This window comes from Arenimonas alkanexedens, assembly GCF_054781355.1.
Window position 1 is genome coordinate 63,447 of sequence record NZ_BAAGUO010000008.1, and the last position, 23,896, is coordinate 87,342.

General features: G+C 66.9%; 25 protein-coding genes. 16 read left to right on the plus strand and 9 right to left on the minus strand.

The genetic code is table 11. The features are described 5' to 3' along the window. Positions 1 to 56: 56 nt before the first annotated feature. Positions 57 to 1,091 carry an EF-P beta-lysylation protein EpmB gene (gene epmB / locus ACYVGY_RS12950; protein WP_460457914.1) on the minus strand — a complete coding sequence of 345 codons (1,035 nt, stop codon included), beginning with the start codon at positions 1,089 to 1,091 and terminating at the stop codon, positions 57 to 59. Positions 1,092 to 1,191: 100 nt separating this feature from the next. On the opposite strand from epmB, the gene efp reads away from it, so the two are divergent. The 6 genes from efp (at position 1,192) to folE2 (ending at position 6,302) form a co-directional block, all read left to right on the plus strand. After that, complete coding sequence (gene efp / locus ACYVGY_RS12955; protein WP_460457915.1) at positions 1,192 to 1,758, plus strand: elongation factor P; 567 nt, start codon at positions 1,192 to 1,194, stop codon at positions 1,756 to 1,758. Positions 1,759 to 1,762: 4 nt separating this feature from the next. Further along, positions 1,763 to 3,109 carry a TRZ/ATZ family hydrolase gene (locus ACYVGY_RS12960; protein WP_460457916.1) on the plus strand — a complete coding sequence of 449 codons (1,347 nt, stop codon included), beginning with the start codon at positions 1,763 to 1,765 and terminating at the stop codon, positions 3,107 to 3,109. Next, entirely contained in the window at positions 3,106 to 3,813 is a 708-nt protein-coding gene (gene ubiG / locus ACYVGY_RS12965; RefSeq protein ID WP_460457917.1) for a bifunctional 2-polyprenyl-6-hydroxyphenol methylase/3-demethylubiquinol 3-O-methyltransferase UbiG, read from the plus strand. Before ACYVGY_RS12960 ends, ubiG begins: the two co-directional genes overlap by 4 nt. Then, positions 3,813 to 4,478: a phosphoglycolate phosphatase gene (gene gph, locus ACYVGY_RS12970; protein ID WP_460457918.1), complete on the plus strand. Its 666-nt coding sequence runs from the start codon at positions 3,813 to 3,815 to the stop codon at positions 4,476 to 4,478. The genes ubiG and gph overlap by 1 nt, the downstream gene beginning before the upstream one ends. After that, the gene (locus ACYVGY_RS12975) at positions 4,475 to 5,227 is read left to right on the plus strand and encodes a hypothetical protein (protein ID WP_460457919.1); all 753 of its coding nucleotides are present in this window, start codon (positions 4,475 to 4,477) and stop codon (positions 5,225 to 5,227) included. Before gph ends, ACYVGY_RS12975 begins: the two co-directional genes overlap by 4 nt. A gap of 136 nt (positions 5,228 to 5,363) precedes the next feature. After that, complete coding sequence (gene folE2 / locus ACYVGY_RS12980) at positions 5,364 to 6,302, plus strand: GTP cyclohydrolase FolE2 (protein WP_460457942.1); 939 nt, start codon at positions 5,364 to 5,366, stop codon at positions 6,300 to 6,302. An 87-nt stretch (positions 6,303 to 6,389) separates the two neighbouring features. Here the strand turns inward: folE2 and ACYVGY_RS12985 are convergent, their stop codons facing one another. Then, positions 6,390 to 7,223 carry a M23 family metallopeptidase gene (locus ACYVGY_RS12985; RefSeq protein ID WP_460457920.1) on the minus strand — a complete coding sequence of 278 codons (834 nt, stop codon included), beginning with the start codon at positions 7,221 to 7,223 and terminating at the stop codon, positions 6,390 to 6,392. A 49-nt stretch (positions 7,224 to 7,272) separates the two neighbouring features. Continuing rightward, entirely contained in the window at positions 7,273 to 7,536 is a 264-nt protein-coding gene (gene yidD / locus ACYVGY_RS12990) for a membrane protein insertion efficiency factor YidD (protein ID WP_460457921.1), read from the minus strand. 74 nt (positions 7,537 to 7,610) lie between these two features. Here yidD and dksA point away from each other — a divergent pair, with 74 nt between their 5' ends. Both dksA and ACYVGY_RS13000 read left to right on the plus strand, forming a co-directional pair. Continuing rightward, positions 7,611 to 8,687 carry an RNA polymerase-binding protein DksA gene (gene dksA / locus ACYVGY_RS12995; RefSeq protein ID WP_460457922.1) on the plus strand — a complete coding sequence of 359 codons (1,077 nt, stop codon included), beginning with the start codon at positions 7,611 to 7,613 and terminating at the stop codon, positions 8,685 to 8,687. A gap of 134 nt (positions 8,688 to 8,821) precedes the next feature. Beyond that, positions 8,822 to 9,778, plus strand: coding sequence for a GGDEF domain-containing protein (locus tag ACYVGY_RS13000; protein ID WP_460457923.1), 957 nt, complete (start codon positions 8,822 to 8,824; stop codon positions 9,776 to 9,778). Between the two features lie 7 nt (positions 9,779 to 9,785). On the opposite strand, the gene ACYVGY_RS13005 is transcribed toward ACYVGY_RS13000, so the two are convergent. From ACYVGY_RS13005 to cysS, 3 genes are read right to left on the minus strand one after another with little or no spacing between them, the layout of a single operon-like run. Next, complete coding sequence (locus ACYVGY_RS13005; protein ID WP_460457924.1) at positions 9,786 to 11,543, minus strand: DUF885 family protein; 1,758 nt, start codon at positions 11,541 to 11,543, stop codon at positions 9,786 to 9,788. A 4-nt stretch (positions 11,544 to 11,547) separates the two neighbouring features. Next, positions 11,548 to 11,985 carry a SufE family protein gene (locus tag ACYVGY_RS13010; protein WP_460457925.1) on the minus strand — a complete coding sequence of 146 codons (438 nt, stop codon included), beginning with the start codon at positions 11,983 to 11,985 and terminating at the stop codon, positions 11,548 to 11,550. Further along, positions 11,985 to 13,355 (minus strand): cysteine--tRNA ligase, encoded by a 1,371-nt coding sequence (cysS, locus tag ACYVGY_RS13015; protein WP_460457926.1) that lies wholly within the window; start codon positions 13,353 to 13,355, stop codon positions 11,985 to 11,987. The genes ACYVGY_RS13010 and cysS overlap by 1 nt, the downstream gene beginning before the upstream one ends. A gap of 161 nt (positions 13,356 to 13,516) precedes the next feature. Between cysS and ACYVGY_RS13020 the strand changes: the two genes are divergently transcribed. The 8 genes from ACYVGY_RS13020 (at position 13,517) to argH (ending at position 22,181) form a co-directional block, all read left to right on the plus strand. Next, positions 13,517 to 14,077, plus strand: a complete 561-nt coding sequence (locus ACYVGY_RS13020; protein ID WP_460457927.1) for a glycine zipper 2TM domain-containing protein — start codon at positions 13,517 to 13,519, stop codon at positions 14,075 to 14,077. A gap of 227 nt (positions 14,078 to 14,304) precedes the next feature. Beyond that, positions 14,305 to 15,309 carry an N-acetylornithine carbamoyltransferase gene (locus tag ACYVGY_RS13025; RefSeq protein ID WP_460457928.1) on the plus strand — a complete coding sequence of 335 codons (1,005 nt, stop codon included), beginning with the start codon at positions 14,305 to 14,307 and terminating at the stop codon, positions 15,307 to 15,309. 322 nt (positions 15,310 to 15,631) lie between these two features. Then, positions 15,632 to 16,831 (plus strand): argininosuccinate synthase, encoded by a 1,200-nt coding sequence (locus ACYVGY_RS13030; RefSeq protein WP_460457929.1) that lies wholly within the window; start codon positions 15,632 to 15,634, stop codon positions 16,829 to 16,831. Positions 16,832 to 16,936: 105 nt separating this feature from the next. Further along, on the plus strand, positions 16,937 to 18,025 hold the full coding sequence (locus tag ACYVGY_RS13035; protein WP_460457943.1) for an acetylornithine deacetylase: 1,089 nt from the start codon (positions 16,937 to 16,939) through the stop codon (positions 18,023 to 18,025). A 5-nt stretch (positions 18,026 to 18,030) separates the two neighbouring features. Then, positions 18,031 to 19,329, plus strand: coding sequence for an acetylglutamate kinase (locus ACYVGY_RS13040; protein WP_460457944.1), 1,299 nt, complete (start codon positions 18,031 to 18,033; stop codon positions 19,327 to 19,329). Between the two features lies 1 nt (position 19,330). Further along, a complete protein-coding gene (locus tag ACYVGY_RS13045) occupies positions 19,331 to 19,939 on the plus strand; it encodes a GNAT family N-acetyltransferase (protein ID WP_460457930.1) in 609 nt (202 codons plus the stop codon). After that, positions 19,936 to 20,886: an N-acetyl-gamma-glutamyl-phosphate reductase gene (argC, locus tag ACYVGY_RS13050; RefSeq protein WP_460457931.1), complete on the plus strand. Its 951-nt coding sequence runs from the start codon at positions 19,936 to 19,938 to the stop codon at positions 20,884 to 20,886. Before ACYVGY_RS13045 ends, argC begins: the two co-directional genes overlap by 4 nt. Further along, on the plus strand, positions 20,883 to 22,181 hold the full coding sequence (gene argH / locus ACYVGY_RS13055; RefSeq protein WP_460457932.1) for an argininosuccinate lyase: 1,299 nt from the start codon (positions 20,883 to 20,885) through the stop codon (positions 22,179 to 22,181). Before argC ends, argH begins: the two co-directional genes overlap by 4 nt. Here the strand turns inward: argH and ACYVGY_RS13060 are convergent. The 3 genes from ACYVGY_RS13060 to ACYVGY_RS13070 form a co-directional block, all read right to left on the minus strand. Further along, complete coding sequence (locus ACYVGY_RS13060; RefSeq protein ID WP_460457933.1) at positions 22,165 to 22,482, minus strand: type II toxin-antitoxin system RelE/ParE family toxin; 318 nt, start codon at positions 22,480 to 22,482, stop codon at positions 22,165 to 22,167. The genes argH and ACYVGY_RS13060 overlap by 17 nt on opposite strands. Then, positions 22,470 to 22,727, minus strand: a complete 258-nt coding sequence (locus ACYVGY_RS13065; protein WP_460457934.1) for a type II toxin-antitoxin system prevent-host-death family antitoxin — start codon at positions 22,725 to 22,727, stop codon at positions 22,470 to 22,472. The genes ACYVGY_RS13060 and ACYVGY_RS13065 overlap by 13 nt, the downstream gene beginning before the upstream one ends. 152 nt (positions 22,728 to 22,879) lie before the next feature. Then, on the minus strand, positions 22,880 to 23,356 hold the full coding sequence (locus ACYVGY_RS13070; RefSeq protein WP_460457935.1) for a hypothetical protein: 477 nt from the start codon (positions 23,354 to 23,356) through the stop codon (positions 22,880 to 22,882). Positions 23,357 to 23,896 lie beyond the last annotated feature (540 nt).

Below are 23,896 nucleotides of genomic sequence, written 5' to 3' on the forward strand. Positions count from 1 at the left end.
TTGCGTGGGGGGATTGAGACAATACCAAAAGTACCGTCAGGTAAACCATACGGGGCTCATGTTGCGCCCTGCAGCGGCAACTTGGCAGGTGCACCGGCCACCTCCCGCACCAGCCGAGGCACCAGGTAGCCCGGCAGGCGGGCGGCCAGGCCGGCGTGCAGGGCCAGGGCCTGCGTTTCTGGGACTTCGAAGTGCGCGGTGCCGGCGACCCGGTCTAGCTGGTGCAGGTAGTAGGGCAGAACGCCGGCCTCGAACAGGCGCTCGGAGAGGTCGGCCAGGGCCGATACGTCGTCGTTGACCCCGCGCAGCAGTACGGCCTGATTGAGCAGGGTGGCCCCCGTCCGCTGCAGCTCACCCAGGGCCCGGGCCACGCGGTCGTCAATCTCGTTGGCGTGGTTGGCGTGAATCACCACGACGCGCTGTTGGGGCAGGCTGGAGAGCCAGGCCAGCAAGGCCTCGTCCACCCGTTCGGGCAGAACCACCGGCAGGCGCGTGTGCAGCCTGAGCCGGCGCACATGCGGCAGCTGCGCCAGGGCATCGGTGAACTCGGCCAGCTTGGGGGTGGCCAGGGACAGCGGATCGCCGCCCGATAGCAGTACCTCGGACAGGCCCGGATCGGCGGCCAGGTAGCCCAGGGCTTCGCGCCATTGGCCGGCGGCGGCGGTTTCCTCGCCGTAGGGGAAGTGGCGCCGGAAGCAGTAGCGGCAGTGGATGGCGCAGCTGCCGGTGGCGACCAGCAGGGCACGGCCTTCGTATTTGTGGACGATGCCGGTGCCGCCGCGGGCGTCGCGGTCGCCGACCGCATCGAGCACGAAGCCCGGAACGATCCGATCCTCCTCGTCCAAGGGCAGCACCTGGCGCAACAGCGGGTCGTTCGGGTCACCGGGACGCATGCGGGCCACGAAGCCGCGCGGTACCCGCAGCGGGAACTGGGCCGTGGCGGTTTCGGACACCCTTGCGGCCAGGTCGGGCAGACCGACCAGCGACAGCAGCTCGCGCGGATCGCGCACGGCATCGCGCCACAGGCTTTGCCACCGGGTCGGCACGGCATCGGCCTCGGGCTTCGTCGGGACGGGCTTGGCGGTTATCATGTCGGGCTAGAGCGGGACGCAACGGTCCCCGAATATCCCCATTGTAGCCGCGCAGCCCCCGGATCGGCCGGCGGACCGGCCCAGACACCAGGAGCAAGGCATGGCCAGCTACGGCATGAACGACGTCAAGAACGGCTTGAAGATCATCGTCAACAGCGAACCGTGCGTGATCACCGACACCGAGTACGTCAAGCCGGGCAAGGGCCAGGCCTTCACCCGCATCAAGTACCGCTTCATCAAGTCCGGCCGCTCGGTCGAGCTGACCATGAAGGCGACCGACAGCCTCGAGGCCGCCGACGTGCTCGATACCGACATGCAGTTCCTCTACGCCGACGGCGAGAACTGGCATTTCATGCAGCCCGAGACCTTCGAGCAGGTGCAGTGCGACGCCGCCGGCATCGGCGACACCAAGAATTACCTCAAGGGCGAGGAATCCTGCGTGGTCACGCTCTGGAACGGCACCCCGATCGCGGTTCAGGCGCCGAACTTCGTCGAGCTCAAGATCGTCGAGACCGATCCGGGCGTGCGTGGCGACACCTCGGGCGGCGGCGGCAAGCCGGCCAGGCTCGAAACCGGCGCCGTGGTGCGCGTGCCGCTGTTCGTAAACCAGGACGAAATCATCAAGGTGGACACCCGCTCCGGCGAGTACGTCTCCCGGGTGAAGTGACCCGATGACGACCCCGGCCTCCCCCCAAGCCTGCGACCTGCTGATCGAAGCCGGCTGGGTCGTGCCGGTGGTGCCGCATGGCGTCGTCCTGGTCGACCACGCCGTCGCTATCCATGGCGACCGCATCCTGGCCGTGTTGCCGCGGACCGAGGCCCGTGCCGCGTTCCAGCCGGGGCAGGTGGTCAGCCGTCCCGGCTCGGTTCTGATCCCGGGGCTGGTCAACGCCCATTGCCACAACCCGATGACGCTGATGCGCGGCCTGGCCGACGACCTGCCGCTGATGACCTGGCTGCAGCAGCACATCTGGCCGATCGAGGCCAAGGTGATCGGCCCGGAGTTCGTTGCCGACGGCATTGAGCTGGCGGTGGCGGAAATGCTCCGCGGCGGCACCACGGCCTGCGCCGAGAACTATTTCTTCCCCGACACCCAGGCGGCGACGTATTCGCGGCTTGGCTTCCGGGCTTTGGTCGGTCTGCCGGTCATCGACTTCCCGACCGCCTGGGCCCGCACCCAGGACGAGTATTTCGACAAAGGCCTGGAAGTGCACGACAACTGGCGGCGTGATCCGCTGGTGTCCACCTGTTTCGTTCCGCATGCGCCCTACACGGTCAACGATGCCGCGTTCGAGCGCATCCGCATGCTGGCCGACCAGCTCGACCTGGTGGTGCATTGCCACGTTCACGAAACCGCCCACGAGAACGCCGAGGCCATCAAGCAGCACGGCATGCGCCAGTTCGCGCGGCTGGACCGTCTGGGCCTGGTCAACGACCGGCTGATGGCCGTGCATATGACCGACCTCACCGACGCCGAGATCGCGCTGTGCGCCGAACGCGGCGTGTCGGTCGTGCACTGCCCGGAATCCAACCTCAAGCTGGCGTCGGGCTTCTGCCCCACGCGCAAGCTGCAGCTGGCCGGCGTGAACCTGGCCCTGGGCACCGACGGCGCCGCCAGCAACAACGACCTCGACATGTTCGGGGAAATGCGCACCGCCGCACTGCTGGCCAAGGGTGTCTCGGGCGACGCATCGGCGATGGACGCCGCCAGCGCCCTGCACATGGCCACCCTGGGCAGCGCCCGGGCGATGGGCCTGGGCGAGTTGGTCGGCTCGCTGGAACCCGGCAAGCAGGCCGATCTGGCCTGTGTCGACCTCGATGCCCTGGAAAGCCAGCCGATGTACCACCCCATCTCGCACCTGGTCTACGCCACCGGCCGGCATCAGGTCAGCGACGTCTGGGTCGCCGGCGTGCGCAAACTGGCTGACGGCGAACTGGTCGATCTCGACACCGACGCGATTCGCGCGAAGGCGCGGCAGTGGCGCGATCGCATTGGCGGCATCCGGGTGGACGCATGAGCGCGCCGGTGACCAACGCCAGCCAGGCCGAGCTCGATAAATTCGGAGCGCTCGCCAATCGCTGGTGGGACCCTCAGGGTCCGCAGCGGCCGCTGCATGAACTCAACCCGGCGCGTCTGGGCTATGTCCGCGACGGCATCGCGCTGGCGGGCGCACGCGTGCTCGACGTCGGCTGCGGCGCGGGCCTGCTCAGCGAGGCCCTGGCCCGCGAAGGCGCCCACGTCACCGCGCTCGACCTCGCGCCGGAGCTGGTGGACGTGGCCAAGCTGCATTTGCTCGAGTCCGGCCTGAGCGTGGACTACCGCCTGCAGTCGGTTGAGTCGCTCGCCGAGGAGCAGCCGGCCAGCTTCGACGCCATCACCTGCATGGAAATGCTCGAGCATGTGCCGGACCCGGCCGCCGTGGTGCGTGCCTGCGCACAGTTGCTCAAGCCCGGCGGCCGGCTGTTCCTGTCCACCCTCAACCGCACGCCGGCCGCGTTCGCGGTCGCCATCGTCGGTGCCGAGTACGTGGCGCGGCTGCTGCCCAAGGGCACCCACGACTACAAGCAGTTCATCAAGCCGTCGGAACTCGCCGGCTGGCTGCGCGCGGCTGGCCTGCAGGCTGAAGACGTCAGCGGGCTGGCTTACGACCCCATCCGGCGCAAGGCCTGGGTCGGCGGACCGACCGCGATCAACTACCTTGCGCGCGCGGTGAAAGCCTGATGCCGACGCCGCTGCGGGCGGTTCTGTTCGACCTCGATGGCACCCTGGTCGATAGTGCTCCCGACCTTTGCAATGCGCTAAATCGCGTGCTGTCGCAGCACGGCCAACCCCCGGTGGCGCTGGCACAGCTGCGCCAGGTCGTGTCCAAGGGCGGGCGCGCCATGCTCGCGGTGGCGCTTCCCGGGCTCGATGCCGACCAGCGCGAGCCACTGCTGGCGCCGTTCCTGGCCTGCTATGGCGAAGCGCTCGCCCAGGACAGCGTCTGCTTTGACGGCGTGCCCGAGCTGCTGGCGGCGCTCGACGCCCGTGGCATCGCTTGGGGCATCGTTACCAACAAGCCCGAACATTTGGCGCGCGGCGTGGTGGACGGCTTCGGCTGGAGCACGCGCTGCAAAGTGCTGGTGGGTGGCGACACGCTGCCGCAGCGCAAGCCGGACCCCGCACCGCTGCACTTGGCCTGCGCGCGCCTGGGCTGCACGCCGGCCGAGGCGATCTATATCGGTGATGACCTGCGCGATATCCAGGCGGCCCGCGCCGCCGGCATGGCGTCGGTGGCGGCGCTGTGGGGCTATCGCGAGCCGCACGACGATCCGGCGCAGTGGGGTGCCGACCGCGCCTTCGACGGCGCCGCCGCGCTGCTTGCCTCGGACTTGCTTTCGCCGTGACGCCCGCCGCCGACCCGATGGCCCACTTCGTCGAGAAGTGGCAGCGCCGCGAGCCGGAAATGGCGCTGGCCGAAGTTTTCTGCCCGCCCGGGGAGCGCGTGGTGTTCCGCGCCTGGGGCGCGCTGCTGCACGAACTGCGCGAGGCGACCTTCGAGCTTAGCGATGCCCGCGTCACCGCCGCCAAGACCCAGTGGTGGGCAGAAGAGCTGCTGCTGGTCGCGCGTGGAGCCGGCCGTCATCCGGTCTGCGTCGGGCTGCCGCCGGGACTTCCCTGGGCCGCGCTGGCCCGTGCCGTGGTCGAGCAGGGAGCCTTTGACGCCCGTCCGGCGGATGCCGCGCAGGCGCTGGCGCAGCTTGCGCCCTTGGCCGAAGCTATCGCGGCGATCGAAGCCGGCGTTCTCGGCGCATCGCCGCCGGTTCCGGCTGTTGCCGTGCATCTGCTGCTGCAGCGTTTGCCGCGGGGGCTGGCGGACGATGACCAGGCCCGGCTGCCGCTGAATCTGCTGGCGCGCCACGGCCTTACCGTGGCCCAGGTCGCCCAAGGACAGGGCGAGCCGCTGCTGCGCGATTGGGCCCGCGAACTGCTGGCGCTGCTGCCGCCGCCCGCCGCTCCGGCCAGCCTTTACCGGCGCTTGCGCACCGGCTTCGACCGCATCCGCCTGCGGCGCTTGGCCGCGGGGCGCGGCTTTGACCCGCCGCCGGCCTTGGCCAGCGTCTGGCGCGCCTGGCGGCTGGCGCGGGCCGACTGAAACGGACCGTTGCGTGCTGGCGCAAACGCCGTCGCCGAACTTGACGTAGCCTGCACCCGCCCTCATCTAGCTTGCCGTGACATTAAACAGGAGAGCCGTCGTGGCCCCGAAGAATCTTGAGAACACCGCCCGCGTGATGCCTGATATCGCGGCCGAAGCCCGCCCGGCGCTCGCTGGCGTGCTCGACTGGGTGGGCATGGGCGAAATCGAGATGCCGGTGTCGCTGCAGGCCGACGATGGCCGCACGGTCAGCAGCGGCGCCCGCGTCAATGCCTTCGTCAACCTCAAGCGCGGCGACGTGCGCGGCATCCATATGTCGCGCCTCTACCTGCATCTGGACAAGGCGCTGTCGGCCGAGCCGGTGACGCCGGCCAGCATCCGCCGCCTGCTCAAGGATTTCCTGGAATCGCACGCCGACCTGTCCGATCGCGCCATGGTGAGCCTGCGATTCGACCACCTGGTGCGTCGTCCGGCCCTGGCCAGCGACAACAGCGGCTGGAAGAGCTATCCGGTCAACATCACCGGGGTCATGGACCGCGGCCACTTCGCGCTTGAGCTTGGCGTGGAAGCCGCCTATTCCAGCACCTGCCCCTGCTCGGCGGCACTGGCGCGCCAGCTGATCCAGGAGCAGTTCGAAACCGATTTCGCCAGCGGCAAGCCGCTGGACCGGGACGCGGTGATGGCCTGGCTTGGCAGCGAGCAGGGCATCCGCGCGACCCCGCACAGCCAGCGCAGCTTCGCCACGGTCAAGCTGCGGCTGGTGCCCTCGTTCCAGGACTTCCCGATCGTCGAGATCATCGACCGCATCGAGGGCGCGCTCAAGACGCCGGTGCAGACCGCCGTCAAGCGCGTGGACGAACAGGCCTTCGCCCTGCTCAACGGCCAGAACTTGATGTTCTGCGAGGACGCCGCGCGCCGCATCCAGGACGCGCTGGATCAGGACGAGCGCATCAGCGACTTCTGGCTGCGCGCCTCACACCACGAAAGCCTGCACCCGCACGATGCGGTGGCGGTGGCCACCAAGGGCGTCCCCGGCGGCTACACCGCCGTCCCCGACGGCCTGCAGCCCCGCTAAGCCAAAAACCTGTGGGAGGGATTTCAGTCCCGATGCTTTTCGTCGGAAAGCATCGGGACTGAAGTCCCTCCCACATTTGTGTTCTGCTCAGGGGTCGAGCAGGAGCAGGGGGTCGATGCGGACGTCGAACCAGTTCATGCCCCAGTGCAGGTGCGGGCCGGTGGCGCGGCCGGTGGCGCCAACGGCCGCGATGACCTGGCCTTGCTCGACCCGGTCGCCGACCTGCACATCAATACGCGACAGGTGCAGGAAGTTCGAGCTGACGCCGTGGCCGTGGTCCAGCAGCAGGGTGCCGCCGGTCAGGTAGAAGTTCGGTGCCACCAGCGTGACCACGCCGGCCGCAGGCGCCAGCACCGGTGTACCCGAGGGCGCCGCGATGTCCATGCCCGAGTGCGCGCTGCCCGGCGTGCCGTTGTAGACGCGCTGGTTGCCAAAACGCCCGCTGATCCGTCCCTTCACCGGCCAGACAAAGGCCTGGGTGAAGTCCGTACGCGGCTCGTCAGCGGCCCTTGCCGCGGTGACAGTGGCCTGTTCGCGCCGGATCCGTTCGGCGATCGCGGGGGGCGGCGCCACGGTCTTGGGCGGTACCCCGTTGACGCGCTCGATCGGCCAGTCGCGCTTGTCTACCGAGATGGCCAGGGTCTCGGCGCGACCGTCCGGACGGACCACGTCCACCTGCACGGACGCGTCCGCATCCCGGCCGACGCCGAACACGACGCTGCCGTAGCCGGTCACCCGCAGCGTCCGGCCGGCGTGGCGCACGGTGCTGCCCGGCGGCACCTTGCCGATCACCATGGTCCCTTGCGAAACGCGGGTTGGAAATACGATGCGATCAGGATCCGGCCTTGGCTGGACCGTCGACGCAGCCAGCGCGGCGCTGGTGAGCGGTGCCGCCAGCAGAAGGGCTAGCCAGGCCCTCATTGCTTGAACGCCAGGCGAATGATGCGGGCGTTCTTGATGGGGGAGGGGATCATGGTTTCCTCTTGTCGGGCCAGGTGTCGGGGACCGGATCGAGGCCGCCGTCGTTAAAAGGATGGCAGCGGCCGATGCGCTTGGCGCCCAGCCAGCCGCCGCGAATCACGCCAAAGCGGTCGACGGCCTGCATCGTGTATTCCGAGCAGCTGGGGTAAAAACGGCAGCGCTGGCCCAGCAGCGGGCTGATTGCCAACTTGTAGCCGCGCAGGAGCAGGATGACGGGTTTTTTCACTGATTGCTTCGGAAGGGCTGCAGGCATAAGGTTGCCGCTGGTGAAGGACTAGGCTATAACACGCCGCCTTCGAGCCTCAAGGAAAGAGAGGAATCGCCCTAGTGGCCGCTAAGAAACCCGCCAAGAAGGCCGCTAAGCCGGCCGCCAAGAAGCCCGTCAAGGTCAGCAAGCCGGTCAAGAAGCCGGTTGCCAAGTCCAAGCCGGCCGCCAAACCTGCCAAAAAGGCTGCAAAAGCTATCAAGAAGGTCACGAAACCCGCCGCGAAGGCGAAGCCCGCTTCCAAGCCGGCCAAGAAGTCCGCCAAGTCCGCTGCGAAGCCGGCCGCGAAGCCCGTTGCCCGCAAGCCCGCCAAGGCCGTCAAGCCGGTCGCCAAGGCCAGCAAGCCCGCGGCCAAGGCCGCCAAGCCCGTGGCCAAGGCGACCAAGCCGGTCAAGAAGCCGGTTGCCAAGGCTGCCAAGCCAGCGGCCAAGGCCGTCAAACCCGCTTCGAAGCCAGCCGCTAAGGTCGCGCCGAAGCCCGCCGTCAAGCCAGCGGCGAAGGCGCCTGCGTCCAAGCCGGTCGCCAAGACTGCGCCGGCCGCCAAGACCGCACCGGCGGGCAAGACTGCACCGGCAGGCAAGTCCAAGGCCAAGAGCAAGGCGACTCCGGTCGCGCCGGTCGTGGTTCCGGTGCCCAAGCCAGTGCGGCGGCGTGACGGCGTTCGCGCCGGTTACGTCAAGCCGGCCGAGCCGCGTCCCGAGCGCATCAAGCCGATGACCACGCGCGAGCGCGTGACCCTGGTCGCTGGCTACAAGCCGTCGGGCAAGGAGGAGTACATGGGCTCGATGCAGCTCGAGTACTTCCGCCAGCGCCTGCTGCAGTGGAAGGACGACCTGGTCGACGAGTCCAAGCAGACCATCGAGAACCTCAAGGAAGAAGTGCGTGACGTCGGTGACGAAGCCGAGCGCGCCAGCCGTGAGTCCGAGAACAGCCTCGAGCTGCGCACCCGCGACCGCTACCGCAAGCTGATCAGCAAGATCGACAGCACGCTAAAGCGCATCGAGGACGGCAGCTACGGCTACTGCGTGGACACCGGTGAAGAGATCGGTCTCGACCGACTCGAAGCTCGCCTCACGGCCGAACGCACCATCGATGCCCAGGAACGCTGGGAGCATCGCCAGAAGCAGATGGGCGAGTAAGCCTGTTGGCCATGGACCAGGGAAAGCCCCGCGAATGCGGGGTTTTTCTTTTTCGCCGTGGGCGAGGCGCGTATCAAGGTATGTTCCCGCGGCCGCGGGTATTCTTATGAAACAGAGCCAACAGGACGCAGAGAATGAAGCCAGCTCCCTTGCCGCCGGATGAGCGCAGCCGCCTGGAAACCTTGCGTGCACTCAATCTGCTCGACACCGCCCCCGAGGAGCGCTTCGACCGCCTGACGCGGATGGCGCGGCGCATGTTCGGCGTGCCTATCTCGCTGGTTAGTCTGATCGATTCCAACCGGCAATGGTTCAAATCCAACCAGGGCCTGGATGCTACGGAGACGGCGCGGGACCTGTCGTTCTGCGGTCATGCAATCCTCGGCGATGATGTCCTGCTGATCCCCGATGCCAGCCAGGACGAACGCTTCAGCGACAACCCGCTGGTTCTGGACAATCCCAACATCCGGTTCTACGCCGGTTGCCCGCTGAAGATACTAAACGGCAGCAAGATCGGCACCCTGTGCATCATCGACCGTGAGCCCCGGCAGTTCTCCGAGGACGACCTGGCTTTGCTGCGCGACCTGGCCGCTATGGCGGAACAGGAAATCGCGGCGGTGCAGCTGTCGACTCTGGATGAGTTGACGCTGATCTCCAATCGTCGTGGATTCATGACGCTGGGCCAGCACAGCCTCAACCTGGCGGTCCGCGCCGGAACCGGGGTCACGATGGTCTTCTTCGATCTCGATGGCTTCAAGGAAATCAACGACAGCTTCGGTCATGCCGAGGGTGACAAAGCGCTGGTGGCGTTCGCCGAGCGCATGCGCAGTGTGTTCCGGGAAACCGACGTGTTCGGCCGCATCGGCGGCGATGAGTTCGCGGTGCTGCTGAGCGATGCCGACGACGCGACGCTTGACCTGGTGCTTTCGCGTTTCGCCGAAGCGGTTGGCCAGTACAACGCCAGCGCCAAGCGCGGCTACCACCTGGCCTACAGCGCCGGCCGCGTGACGCATGCAGGCGGCAAGGGTTCGATCGAAACGCTGTTGGCGGAGGCCGATGCGCTGATGTACGAGAACAAGCAGGGCAAGCGCTGAGCCAGGCTCAGCGCTTGTTGCCGAAGTCGTAGAACTTCCAAGGGCCCGGCAGGCCATTCGCCAGTGAATCGCCGCGCAAGCGGGCGCGCACGACGGACACCGGCATCGGGCCGCCCTTGAGAATGGCGTCGTGGAACTGGCGTTCGCTCATCGTGCCGTTGACCACCATCTCGCGGTGCAGTGCCTGGAACTGCAGGCCACCGACCATGTAGGCGATCTGGTACAGCGGGCCGTAATCGCCGGTGAAGCTGCGGCGCACTTCGGCCCGGGCGTTCTCGCGCTCGTGGCCTACGCGTTCCACCAGCAAGTCCACGGCCTGGTCGGGCGTCATCTCGCCCAGGTGGAATCCGAGCGAGAACAGGATGCGCGCCGCGCGATGGCTGCGCCAGAACAGCATGCCGATGCGGTCCTCGGGCGTGGCCGCGAAGCCGCGCTCATAGAGTCGGAACTCCCAATACAGGGCCCAGCCCTCGCCCCAGAACGGCGTGTCGAACAGTTCCCGCTGTGGCTGGTAGCGGGTGTTGTAGAAGTACTGCAGGTGGTGGCCCGGGATCAGCTCGTGATGTACCACCGCCCGCGAGAAGTGCCGGTTGTTGCCGCGCAGCGCCATCAGCTTCTTGTCGTGCGGCATGGTGTCGGTGGGGTAGGCCACCCACACGTCCTGGCCGCCAAGGAAGAAGGGCGCCTGCAGCTGGTACTCAGGGGTGAGCATGGTCATGCGCCAGTCGCGCTTGGCCAGCTCGGGCACCGTCACCAGGTCGTTGGCGACCAAGTAGTTGATCGCTTCGTCGGCCAGGGTGACCACCAGCTCGGGCTGCTCGCCGGGGGCCGGGTGGCGTGACTTTACGACTTCCAGCGCCTGGCGCCAGTCGCGCTGGCCCATTTCGGCCGCCGCTTTCTCCATTTCGCGCTGGCACCACGCCAGCTCGCGCTCGGCCAGTTCGATCAATTGTTCGGGCGTGTAGTCGATCAGTTCGTGGCGCAGGTCGGCCAGCAGCGCCTCCCGGCCGATCGGGTCGCCGATGATGGCATCGGGGTCGTCGGCGCCGGCCAGCTTGTCGCGCAGCAGCGTGGCGTGCGCCTCCATCTGTTGGTCCAGGGCTTCGTAGGGCTGCCGGTTCCACCACGTGAACTGCGGGTCGTAACCGGCGTGGAAGCCATACCAGGCCTTCAGGTCAGCGCGCACCCCGTCCAGCAGGCGCGCGGCGCGATACGCGACGATGGGCGAGGTGCCCAAGGCCTTGGGGTCCTTGGTCAGCCGGGCCTGCAGGGCGGCCAGTTCGCGGCGGCTGCGGTCGAGCTGTTCGGCGCTGGTGCGGGCCTCGGGATAGGCGAGGGCGCGGCGCGCCTCGGCCAGGGCAATCAGCGCGTCCACGCCCGGCAGCAGCGGGGCGGCATCACGGTAGCGGCCGCGTTCGAAATCAAGCTGGCGCAGGCGGTAGGCCAGGTCGCGAGCCAGCAAGGCGTGGTCCACCTGATCCTCAAGACCGAGGCTTGCCGCGTCCACTTCAGCCAGACGCTGCTGCCAGCCGGTGTAAAGGCGCCGCAGCGCGGCTTCGCGCTCGACGCCAGCGGTGATGTCGCGTACCCGCGCCAGGCTCGACAGGTCGGCGCGGAAACGCGCGACCACCGGCGCCAGTCGCTGTGGGTTGGCAGGCATGTCATCGAGCGCGGGCACCAGCGCATCGCCTTGCGCGGCCACGGTCGCCGGCACCGCAAGGGTGGCGGCCAGGGCGATCGCCAGCAGGCGGCGAGAGCTAAACATGGGATTACTCCTGTGCCGGCAGTTTCCGCCGGGCGGTGTTCTGGATGAACTGCAGCAGGGCCGCCAGGCCTTGGCTGCGCGTCGGCGAGAGATGCTTGGAAAGCCCGATACCGCCGATGTAGTCGGCAGGCGTGGCGATGATCTGCTCGGCGCTGCGGCCTGAGTACACGCGAAGCGCCAGGTAGATCAGGCCCGAGACGATGGTCGAGTCACTGATGGCGTGGAACTGCAGGTCGTCGGCGTCGCCCTCGGCCACGATCCATACCATGGACTGGCAGCCGTGCAGGCGGTTGGCCTCGATCTTCCATTCCTCGGGCAGCGGCGGGAGTTTGCGGCCCAGGTCGATCAGGTATTGGTAGCGTTCGGACCAGTCGCCGAAGAAAGCAAACTCCTCGGCAATCGCGGACTGCGCCTCGGCCGGCGTGGCTTCGGTGGGCCGCATCAGCCGCGCCTCCAGCGCACGCCTTGGGCGGTGTCTTCGAGCAGTACGCCTTCTTCTGCCAGCTGCTTGCGGATGGCGTCGGCGCGCAGGAAGTCGCGGGCGCGCTTGGCGGCGTTGCGCTCGTCCACCAGGGCCTGGATGCGAGCGTCGTCGCCGTCCTCGCTGCCGCGGCTGAACCACGCTTCCGGGCGCTGCTGCAGCAGGCCCAGCAACAGGCCGCCGCCGAGAAGTTCGGCCTTGAGACTGGCGCGCGCAATGGCGCTGGTGGCCTTGCGGGCTTCGCCGGCGATGCGCGAGAGCTCGGCCAGCGCAGCCGGGGTGTTGAGGTCATCGCACAGCGCCGACTCAACCTCGAATGGCACGATCGGGTCCACCGTCGGGACGTCGGACAGGTCGCGCAAGGTGCCGTAGAGGCGATCGAGGGTGCGCACGGACTGGTCGATCAATGCGTCCGACCAGTCCAGCGGCTGCCGATACTGGGCCGACAGCAGCGCGTAGCGCAGGGCTTCAGGCGGATGCTGGTCGAGCAGGTCATGCACCAGGAAGACATTTCCCACCGACTTCGACATCTTGGCGCCGCCGAGGTTGAGCATGCCGTTGTGCAGCCAGAACCGGGCGAACACCTGGCCGCCGTGGGCGCAGGTGCTCTGGGCGAGTTCGTTCTCGTGGTGCGGGAACTGCAGGTCGACGCCGCCGCCGTGGATGTCGATGGTGTCGCCCAAATGGGTCTCGGCCATGGCCGAGCACTCGATGTGCCAGCCCGGGCGACCGACGCCCCAGGGCGAGTCCCAGCCGGGCAGGTCCGGGCTCGAGGGCTTCCAGAGTACGAAGTCGCCGGCGTCGCGCTTGTAGGGCGCCACTTCCACCCGTGCCCCGGCCAGCATCTCGTCCGGATCCCGGCGCGAGAGCTTGCCGTAGTCCGGGAAGCTGGCCACCGAGAACAGCACGTGACCTTCGGCCGCATAGGCGTGACCGGAGGCGATCAGCCGTTCGATCATGGCGATGATGTGCGGGATGTGGGCGGTGGCGTAGGGCACCACGTCCGGCGGGTCTACGCCCAGGCGCGCCATGTCCTCGTGGTAGGCCGCCGCAAACCGGTCGGTGATGGCGCTGATCGGCACGCCCTGGTCGCGGGCGGCGTGGTTGATCTTGTCGTCCACGTCGGTAATGTTGCGGGCGTAAACCAGGCGCGCATAGCGGCGCCGCAGCAGCTGGGCCAGCACGCCGAAGACCACCGGCGGACGCGCATTGCCGATATGGACGTAGTTGTAGACCGTGGGTCCGCAGACATACATCGTGACCCGGTTCGGGTCGGCGGGTTCGAAGGCCTCGAGCCGGCGGTTGAGATTATTGTAAAGACGCAGTTCCATAAGCGGGCACGGGCGGAAAGCTCGAGTCTAGCAAGCCCCGCGGGCGGGCTTAACGAAAATCTTAGGCTTGGGTTCAGCCGCTGGGCGCTTTAATTCCGATGTTGGCCGGGCCAGTCCTCGCGCGCCAGAGCGACCGAGCCGCCGCCTCACGGAGACCCCTGATGACCTTTGCGCCCCGAATCCTTCCGATCTTGCTGCTGGCCGCCTCCGGCTCGGCCTTCGGGCAGTATGCCGACGGGGAGGTGAGTGATGACTACTACGCACCGGCCGTGCCCGAGAACGTCAGCTACGGCTACGCCCAGGTGCTGCGCGCGGACGAAGTCGTGGAGCGGGTGCTTATCCGGACCCCGGAAGAGCGCTGCGACGAGGTCGAAACCCGCAGTACGGGCCGCACCACCGGCGGCACCGTGATCGGTGCCCTGGTCGGCGCCGCCCTCGGCAACCAGGTAGGCAGCGGCGACGGCCGCAAGGCCGCCACCGTGGTCGGCGCGGTCGCCGGCGGCGCAGTCGGCAACAACATCGCCCGCCAGCGGGCCGAGGCCGAGGCCAATGGCTGCCGGGTCGTGGAGGTCGAGCGCGAGGAAAGTCAGGTCGTCGGCTACGACGTCGAGTACATGTACAAAGGCGAGAAATACATGTCGCGCCTGCCCTACGATCCCGGCAATCGTCTCCGGATCCGGGTCTCGGTGACCCCCGACGACACCGCCGCGACCGTCCGCTGAGTTGCGGCCCGGTTTCGCCCCCGGCATACTCAGTGCCCAATGAGCACCTGCGCTGCCTCCGCTGACGTCCTGACCTCCGCCTACATGGCTGCGGGCATGACGTCTCGTGCGCGCCGACCGGAATCCGCTACGCCAGCTGGGTAACCCGGACGTCTTCGCTTGTTCACCGGAAAAGCCCAGCCTAGCGCTGGGCTTTTTTGTTTTTTGAATTCCACCAGGACGCCACCATGAAGCATTTCCTCAACACCCAGGACTGGAGCCGCGCCGAGCTCGACGCGGCGCTGGCGCAGGCTGCCGAGTTCAAGCGCAGCAAGGCCGGTGACCAGCTCAAGGGTAAGTCCATCGCGCTGGTCTTCTTCAATCCCTCGCTGCGCACCCGCACCAGCTTCGAGCTGGGTGCCTTTCAACTGGGCGGGCACGCAGTGGTGCTGCAGCCGGGCAAGGACGCCTGGCCGATCGAGTTCGAGCTGGGCAAGGTGATGGATGGCGATGCCGAGGAGCATGTCGCCGAAGTGGCGCGCGTGCTGTCGCGCTACGTGGACCTGGTGGCGGTTCGCGCCTTCCCGAAATTCCAGGACTGGTCGGTGGATCGCGAGGACCGGGTGCTGCGGGCGTTCGCGAAGTACTCCACGGTGCCGGTGATCAATCTCGAGACCATTACCCATCCCTGCCAGGAGCTGGCGCATGCGCTGGCGCTGCAGGAACACTTCGGTACCCCCGACCTACGCGGCAAGAAGTTCGTGCTGACCTGGACCTACCACCCCAAGCCGCTCAACACCGCCGTGGCCAACTCGGCGCTGACCATCGCCACCCGGATGGGCATGGACGTGACCCTGCTGTGCCCGACGCCCGAGTACGCGCTGGACGAGCGCTACCTGGGCTGGGCCCGGGACAACGTCGCCGAGTCGGGCGGTGCGTTCCGGATGAGCCACGACATCGCCGAGGCCTATACCGGCGCGGACGTGGTGTACGCCAAGAGCTGGGGGGCGATTCCGTACTTCGGGCGCTGGGACCAGGAGAAGCCTCTCCGCGATGCGCATAAGCACTTCATCGTCGATGAAGCCAAGATGGCGTTGACGAACAAGGGCGTCTTCAGCCACTGCCTGCCGCTGCGTCGCAATGTGAAGGCGACGGATGGGGTGATGGATTCGCCGGCCTGCATTGCGATTGAGGAGGCGGAGAATCGGCTGCATGTGCAGAAGGCGGTTATGGCGGCGTTGATCAAACAGTAAGGCAAGGGCGTTACCCCTCTCCCCCGGCCCCTCTCCCACAAGGGGAGAGGGGAGACAGGCAAAGCCAACCTCTCCCACGAGGAGAGAGGGGAGACAGGCAAAGCCAACCTCTCCCACGAGGAGAGAGGGGAGACAGGCAAAGCCAACCTCTCCCACGAGGGGAGAGGGGAGACAGGCAAAGCCAACCTCTCCCACGAGGGGAGAGGGGAGGCAAGCTAAGCCACTCTCCCACCAGTGGGAACCGAAAAAGCCCCTCTCCCCTTGTGGGAGAGGGGTTGGGGAGAGGGGAAACCACATGAAATTTCATATTCAGGACCCAACCATGACCCCCCGAAACATCGTCCTAGCCTTCTCTGGCGGCCTCGACACCAGCTTCTGCATCCCTTGGTTGAACGAGCGCGGCTGGGCCGTGCACACCGTGTTCGCCAACACCGGTGGCGTGGACGCCGAGGAGCGCGCCTACATCGAGGCACGTGCCGCCGAACTGGGCGCCGCCAGCCATGTCACGGTCGATGGCGGGCCGGCAATCTGGGACGGTTTCGTGAAGCCTTTCGTGATGGCGGGCGAGGGCTACCAGGGCCAGTACCCGCTGTTGGTGTCGGATCGCTACCTGATCGTGGACGCCGCGCTCAAGCGTGCCGCTGAACTGGGCACCCGAAGCATCGCCCACGGCTGCACCGGCATGGGCAACGACCAGGTGCGTTTCGACCTGGCCGTGAAATCAGCCGGTGACTTCGAGATCGTGGCGCCGATCCGCGAGATCCAGAAGGAACACACCCAGACCCGCGCCTACGAGCAGGCCTACCTGGAAGAGCGCGGCTTCGAAGTGCGGGCCAAGCAGAAGAGCTACACCATCAACGAGAACCTGCTGGGGCTGACCATGTCCGGCGGGGAGATCGACCGCTGGGAAGCGCCGGGCGAGGGCGCCCGCGGCTGGTGCGCGCCCCGCGCCGAATGGCCGGCGGCGCCGCTGCAGGTCACGCTGAGCTTCCGCCAGGGCGAAGCCGTGGCGCTGGACGGCGAACCGATGGCCGGCGCGCTGCTGCTGGCCAAGCTCAACGGCTTGTTCGCGAAGTACGGCGTCGGCCGCGGGCTGTACACGGGCGACACCACGATCGGGCTCAAGGGCCGCATCATTTTCGAAGCGCCGGGCCTGGCGGTATTGCTGGCCGGCCACCGTGCGCTGGAAGAAGCGGTGCTGACCAAGCACCAGAACCGCTTCAAGCCGGCGGTGGCGCGCCAGTGGGTGGAGCTGGTGTACGAAGGCTTCTACAACGACCCGCTGAAGACCGACCTCGAGGCCTTCCTCGGGTCCAGCCAGGCCTGCGTGAATGGCGACGTGGTGCTGGAAACCCAGGGTGGAAAAGTGGATGCGGTGGCCGTTCGCTCGCCGCACCTGCTGCACGCCAAAGGCGCCACCTACGCCCAGTCGGCGGACTGGGGCGTGGCCGAAGCCGAAGGCTTTATCCGCCTCTACGGCATGAGCAGCACCCTCTGGGCCGAAATCAACCGCAAGCCCTGATACCCCTGTAGGAGGGCCTTCAGGCCCGAAGCCTTTCGCCGAAGAGCTTCGGGCCTGAAGGCCCTCCTACACAAGGCGGTGGAAGGACAACGTATGGGAATGGATATGCTGCAGGCTGTACTAAAACACCTCGAAGCCCTGGTGTCGTTCGACACGCGAAACCCGCCGCGGGCGATCGGCACCGATGGCATCTTCGACTACCTGCGGGCCCAGTTGCCGGGCTTTACCGTGACGGTGACCGACCACGGCGCGGGCGCGGTATCGCTGCTGGCGGTGCGCGGTGCACCCACGCGGGTGTTCAACGTGCATCTGGACACGGTGCCGGCCTCGCCGGCCTGGAGCGCCGACCCGCACGTGCTGCGGGTCACCGAGGATCGCGCCATTGGCCTGGGCGCCTGCGACATCAAGGGCGCGGCGGCTGGTTTGCTGGCTGCGGCGGCGCACACCACGGGCGACGCCGCCTTCCTGTTCACCAGCGATGAGGAGGCCAACGATGCACGCTGCATCGCCGCCTTCCTCGCCACTGAGCATGGCTTCACCGAGGCGATCGTGGCGGAGCCGACGATGGCCGAGGCGGTGCTGGCGCATCGCGGCATCCGCTCGGTGCTGATGCAGTTCACCGGGCACGCCGGGCACGCCTCGGGCGAACAGGCGCGTACCGCCAGTGCACTGCACGCGGCGATCCGCTGGGGCGGCCAGGCCCTGGATTACGTCGCGTCGCTCGACCATATGCGCTTTGGCGGGCTGACCGGTTTGCGCATGAATATTGGCCGCGTCGACGGCGGCATCAAGGCCAATATGATCGCGCCGCGCACCGAACTGCGCTTCGGCTTCCGGCCGCTGCCCTCGCAGTCGGGAGACGACCTGCACGCGCGCTTCCGCAGTTTTGCTGACCCTGCGGCGCTGGCGTCATATGAGGAAACCTTCAGCGGCCCCTCGCTGCCGGCAGGCAACGTGGCCGATGCCGAAGCCAAGCGGCTGGCGGCGCGTGACCTGGCGGATGAGCTGGGCCTGCCGATCGGCAATGCCGTGGACTTCTGGACCGAAGCCTCGCTGTTCTCGGCGGCGGGCCTCACTGCCTTCGTCTACGGCCCCGGCGACATCGCCCAAGCCCACACCGCCGACGAGTGGGTGTCGCTGCAACAGCTGGAAACCGTCGCCAACACCTACCTGCGTTTGCTGGAGTCGAAGTGAAAGAGATGCGCACCACGATCGTCCGGCTGCTGTCGAACATGGCCAGCGCCAAGGAGATCCAGCAGTACCTCAAGCGGTTCAGTCAGCTCGATGCCGAGCGCTTCGCCGTGGTCAAGGTTGGCGGCGCCATCCTGCGCGACGACCTCGATGCCCTGGTGAGTTCACTGGCCTTCCTGCAGCAGGTGGGCCTGACGCCGATCGTCATCCACGGCGCCGGCCCACAGCTGGACGCTGAGATGAAGGCGGCCAAGATCGAGAAGAAAACCGCGGACGGCCTGCGCGTCACCGACGCCGCCGGTCTGGCCATCGTGCGCAAGGTGTCGCAGCAGGAAAACCTGCGCCTGGTCGAGGCGCTGCAGGCCCAGGGCGTGCGCGCCACGTCCATCACGTCGGGCGTGTTCGAGTGCGACTACCTGTCCAAGCGCAAGTATGGGCTGGTGGGCAAGGTCGAAGCCGTGCATGTAGCCAGCATCCAGGCTGCGATCAAGGTGGGGTCCATTCCGGTGATCACCTCGCTGGGTGAAACCGCGGGCGGCCAGATCCTCAACGTCAACGCCGACTGGGCCGCGAACGAGCTGGTCAAGACCCTGCAGCCCTACAAGATCATCTTCCTTACCGGCACCGGCGGCCTGCTGGACGCCGACGGTCAGGTGATCGACTCCATCAACCTGAGCACCGAGTACGCGGCGCTGCTGCGCCAGCCCTGGCTGCATTCGGGCATGAAGCTCAAGATCGAGCAGATCCACGACCTGCTCATGGCGCTGCCGCTCTCGAGTTCGGTCTCGATCACCCGGCCCGACCAGTTGGCCAAGGAGCTGTTCACCCACCGCGGCTCCGGCACCCTGGTGCGGCGCGGCGAGCAGGTGCGGAGTTTCACGTTGTGGAAAAACCTCGACCTCAAGCGGCTCAAGTCTCTGATCGAGTCGGGCTTCGGCCGCAAGCTGGCGCCGGACTACTTCCAGAAGACCACGCTGTACAAGGCCTATGTCAGCGAGCACTACCGCGCGGCGCTGATCATCACGCTAGAGGATGGCATCCCGCATCTGGACAAGTTTGCCGTCAGCGACGATGCCCAGGGCGAAGGTCTGGGGCGCGCCGCCTGGCAGGTAATGCGGTCCGAGATGCCGCAGCTGTTCTGGCGCGCCCGCGCCGGCAACGCGGCCAACGACTTCTACTTCGACGAGGCCGACGGCTGCATGAAGGGCGAGAAGTGGAACGTGTTCTGGTACGGACTGGAGGGCTGGGAGCAGGTACGCTACGCCGTCGAACACTGCCTGGCGCGGCCTGCCACGCTAAAGGGCTGAGATGATCACCAACCTTCACTGGACCATCCCGCCGATCCTGCAAGGCATCCACGTCGCGCTGGAGCCGCTGCAGCGCGAGCACACCGAGGAGCTACTTTCTGCCGCCTCCGACGGTGAGCTCTGGAACCTCTGGTACACCACCGTGCCCGGTCCGGAAACCGTGCGCGCCTACATCGCCAAGGCCATGGACGAGCGCGAGGCCGGTACGGCCATGCCTTTCCTGGTGCGCAACGCCGCGGGTGACCCGGTGGGCTGCACGCGTTTCTTCCGCATGGATCCGGTGATCCCCAGCCTCGAGCTGGGCCACACCTGGTACTCGGCCCGGGTGCAGCGCACCTTGCTCAACACCGAGGCGAAACGGCTGCTGCTGGGGCATGCGTTCGACGCGATGGGCTGCAGCGTGGTCGAGCTGCGTACGCACGTATTCAACCAGCGTTCGCGCACCGCGATTGAACGATTGGGCGCGCACTTCGACGGCATCCTGCGCCGGCAGATGCGCATGGCCGACGGCCATCTTCGCGATACCGCGGTGTACTCGATCCTGGACAACGAGTGGGCGACGATCCGCCGGCACCTGGACTTCAAGCTTGAGCATGGGGCGACGCGGTGAGCGAATTGATCACGCTAGGACTGGTCGGTGCGCGCGGGTACGTGGGCGCGGAACTGATCAAGCTGATGGCCGGGCATCCGCATTTTGCGCTGGCTTTTGTGTCGTCGCGCGAACGGGACGCGCAGCGGCTGGCCGATCATGAGCCTGCCTATCGCGGAGACCTTCGCTATTCGAATCTCGGCCCGGCCGAGGTAGCGGGGCAGGGCGTGGATGCCGTGGTGCTGGCGCTGCCCAACGGCATGGCCGCCGGCTTCGTAGTGGCGCTGGACGCGCAGGCGCCTCGCACGGTGGTAGTCGACCTGTCGGCCGACTACCGCTTCGACGACACCTGGCACTACGGCTTGCCCGAGTTGACCCGTGCCGCTGCGCCGGGCGCCACCCGGATCAGCAATCCCGGCTGCTACGCCACTGCGATGCAGCTGGCGGTGGCGCCCATGCATGCGCATCTGGCGGGAGCGGTGCAGTGTTTCGGCGTGTCGGGCTATTCCGGCGCGGGCACCGGCGCCTCTGAGAAAAACGATCCGGAAAAGCTGCGCGACAACTTGATGCCCTATGCGCTCACCGGCCATGTGCACGAGCAGGAAGTGACGCGCCAGCTTGGGCATCCGGTCGAGTTCATGCCGCACGTGGCGCCGCACTTCCGCGGCATCACGCTGACGGCGAACCTGCACCTGGCGCGCGCGTTCGATCGCGACGAGGTGATGGCGCGCTATCGCGACGCCTACTCCGCCGAGCCGCTGGTGCGCGTGGGGGACGAGGCGCCGTGGGTGAGCCGGATCGCCGGTCAGCATCACGCTGAAGTGGGCGGCTTCACGCTGTCGGCTGATGGCCACCGGCTGGTGGTCGTGGCCACGCTCGACAACCTCTTGAAAGGCGCCGCCACCCAGGCGCTGCAGAACCTCAATCTGGCCTTCGGCCTGCCGGAAACCATGGGAATCCAAACATGAGCGAGCTGCTTTGGCAGAAACCCGGCGTCGAAGTCGACCCCCGCATCCAGGCCTTCCTGGCCGGTGACGACGTGGTGCTGGACCGTGAGTTTATCCAGGACGACATCACCGCCTCGGCCGCGCATGCGCGCGGGCTGGCGAAGATCGGCATCTTCACGGCGGACGAGTGCGAGGCGCTGTGCCGCGAACTGAGCCTGCTGTCGGCCGACCTGAAGTCGGGCGCGTTCGTGCTCGATGACCGCTATGAAGACTGCCATTCGGCCATCGAGTCCCGCCTGATCGAACGCCTCGGCGATGTCGGTCGCAAGATCCACACGGGACGTAGCCGCAATGACCAGGTGCTGGTGGCCACGCGCCTGTGGCTGAAGCGAAAATTAGCCGAGGTGCAGGCCACCTGCCGCGAAGTGGCGGAAGTCTGCCTGCAGCGCGCCGAAGCCGAAGCCATTCCCATGCCCGGCTACACCCACCTGCAGCGCGCCGTGGTTTCGTCCACGGCCATGTGGTGGGCTGGCTTCGCCGAGGCGTTCATTGATAACGCCGTGCGGGCCGGGCAAGCCCACGACTGGATTGACGCCAACCCGCTGGGCACCGCCGCCGGCTACGGCGTCAACCTGCCGCTGGATCGCGAAGGCAGCACGAAGGAGCTCGGCTTCACGCGCATGCAGGTCAGCCCCATCTACGCCCAGCTCAGCCGCGGCAAGTTCGAGATCGCCGCCGTCGACGCGCTGGGCGCCGCCGTGCTCGACCTGCGACGCCTGGCCTGGGACCTGAGCTTGTTCACCACCGCCGAGTTCGGCTTCGTCACGCTGCCGCCGCAATACACCACCGGCAGCTCGATCATGCCCAACAAGCGCAACCCCGACCTGGTCGAACTGATGCGCGCGACTTATGCCAGCGTCGCCGCCGCCCGCACCGAGCTCGAACAGCTGCTGTCCCTGCCCACCGGCTACCACCGCGACCTGCAGTTCACCAAGGGCGCCCTGGTACACGCCTTCGGCCGCGGCCTCGGCGCCCTTTCCCTGCTGCCGAACCTATTGCGTGGCATGGCCTGGAACACCGACAAGTTGGCCAAAGCCTTCGACAACGGCATGTACGCCACCGACAAAGCGGTTGAACTGGCGGTGGCGGGCCTTCCTTTCCGCGAGGCTTACAAGTTGGCCTCGCAAGAGCCGCTGCCGAAGGCGGGCGCAGATGCGCAGGCCAGCCTCGATGCGCGGGTGTCGCCGGGTGGCGCGAGCGCCTTGGGCCTGGCTCAACTCAAGCAGAGACTTGCCGGGATCAGTCCTCGGACTTGAGCCGCTTCAACGCGCTGGGCCGCAGCAGCCGCTCCGTGCGCATGATGTGGACGATGTGAACCTGGGTTCCTTCATGCCGGTAGAAGACGCGGCAGGGCGGTTCGATGATCTGGCGATAGCGATTCCGCTTGCCCAGCTCGCCGGGCCGCGGTCCGCTGGCAGGATGTTCCGCCAGCTGCCCGACGTGCCGGTAAATGCGCTTTACCAGTGTGCTGGCCGCCACCGGGTCTTGCATGGCGATGTAGTCCGCAATGGCTTCAAGGTCGGCCAATGCTGGCTCGGTCCAGATTATTTCAACCATTTGCCCAGGCGCTTCCCAGCCTGGGCGTGGCTCAACGTCCGGCCCTCGGCAATCGCCATTTCACCGCGCGCGATGCCTTCGAGAATAGTCATCCTTTCCTGCTGCAGCTCGTAGGTTTCCACGTCAACCAAGTAGGCGCTGGGCAGGCCGTGCTGGGTGATCAGAATGGGCTGCTTGTCCCGCTCGACATCCGCGAGCAGATCGGTGGCCTGACGCTTGAGCGTGGTGACAAGTTCTGTGCGCATGAAGTGACACTAAAGTAGCACCGCCCGGGAGTCAACGACCGCCGGCGCCGTCCGACTTCCAGCCTCGGATTGAATCGGCCGGGGCTTTTTTTGCCTTGTACAAGGCCGCCATCGCTCATCGGGGGCGGCGCTTGCGTTGATGGCTGCGCCAACTACTGGCAGTCGATCTCGAACTTGCCCCGGGCGGTCCTTATCTCCCCGCCAGACGAGGCGGTGAAGTCGCCCTCACCCTTGATGCGCCTGCCATTGATCTCGAAGGTCAGCGCGTCCTTTCCGGCCTCCCAGAACAGCGTCCCGTCCGTGCTTTCCACGCTCGCCCCGATGACGCCATCCCCCGGGTTGTAGTCGATGACGATTTCTATCGTTTCATCGTTCGCGGCATGACCGGCCACATAGGCCACGGGTCCAGGATAGACCCGACATTGAACGTCGGGCACGAAGGTCCAGCTTTGCCCGTCAATCTCGATGGTGCCCGTGCGCTCCCGGGCAGCGCCCTTGGTCGCGGTAGTGGGCGCCGCATCGGTACCGCCGGCCGAAGAAGTGGCAGCACTGGTGCCGTCGCCGGCGTCGCAGCCGACCGCAACTGCAGCCACCACCAGCATTCCGAACGCTCTCGTCATCATCTTCATAAGTCTTCTCCGCTCCTAATTTCCACGATGCCAGCCACGAATAGCCGACTCTCTGACATGTTTACGGAAAAGCCGGGGATTTCCCGCCACCCGCACTTGACCCGAACAGCGACTGTCTTTGCTTACCGGCCAAGGCTGGCTTGGAAGCGATAGGGTCTGCTTCGTGTCGGATTTGATGCAACCATGGAGATAAGCGCGAGACTAGCTGCTACCAAGCAGCCCACGCGACTAGTCCGCTGCCCAATGGCAGTAACGCGAGTATCGCCACGGCGGCAAAACAACCGGAATTGCCCGACCCGCGACTACTGCTCTCGGACGGCTCCCTCACGCGAGGCGGTCGCGAGGCAAGCCATTTGCTGTGGCAGGTTTGGCAGAAGAATCTATTTTTATCGTTTCGCCAAGCCTCAATGGTGCGGTCATTGTGGCGAGAAGGCGCGTTGCACCTCGAGCACTTAAAGAACTGTGATTTTGGCTGTCGCTTCGGGATTCGGCTCAGCAGTAGCCCCGCGGCCGTCGCGACGACTATGCCAATGCCAAAAA